The 779-nt window shown below is 63.4% G+C and carries 1 protein-coding gene; it reads right to left on the bottom strand.

The features are described 5' to 3' along the window. On the bottom strand, positions 1 to 732 hold a 732-nt coding region (locus AC1D1X_RS24810), incomplete at its 3' end, for a cytosine deaminase (protein WP_477699557.1). Between the last annotated feature and the right edge of the window lie 47 nt (positions 733 to 779).

The following is a 779-nucleotide window of genomic DNA, read 5'->3' as shown; positions in this document are numbered from 1 at the left end:
GTGGCTGCCGTTGACGCGGCCCTGCAGGCCCAGGCGCTGGGTTTCGTCGGCCAGGGTTTCGATATGGCGGGAGAGCGGGTCGTCGGATTCATCGCAGTGCATGTCGACCAGCAGGCCGCGTTCGGCCGCAATCTCGCACAGCAACTTCACGCTGGCTGCGCCGTCGGCCATGGTGCGTTCAAAGTGGGGGATGCCGCCGACCACGTCCACGCCCTTGTCGAGTGCGCGCTCCAGGTTGTTGATACCGCCTTTTGTTCGCAGCACGCCGTCTTGCGGGAAGGCGACCAGTTGCAGGTCGATGTATGGGGCGACCTGCTTTTTGACTTCAAGCAATGCGTCTACCGCCAATAGGCTGGGTTCGCTGGTGTCCACGTGGCTGCGAATGGCCAACAGCCCTTTGGCGACGGCCCAGTCGCAGTAGGTGAGGGCGCGTTCGATAAGCGCTTCGGCTGTGAGCAGGGGCTTCAGTTCGCCCCACAGCGCGATGCCTTCGAGCAGCGTCCCGCTTTCATTGACACGTGGCAGGCCGTAACTGAGCGTGGCGTCCATGTGGAAGTGCGGGTCGACAAAAGGCGGGCTCAGCAGGTAGCCACCGGCGTCTACCGTTTCATGGGCTTGCGCACCCGCGATAGGGCCTTCGCTGACCTGGGTGATCTTGCCGTTCTGCACGGCGATGGTCATGCCGGTGCGGCCGTCGGGCAGGCTGGTGTTGTTGATCAGCAGGTCAAGCATGGGAAAGGTGCTCCATTTCTTCTGCGCGGTCAGGCTGTGGGCGCTGT

The sequence above is a fragment of the Polaromonas sp. P1_G4 genome, from assembly GCF_056405475.1.
Note: the sequence above shows the minus strand (reverse complement) of the source record. Positions and strands in the feature narration are given on the sequence as shown.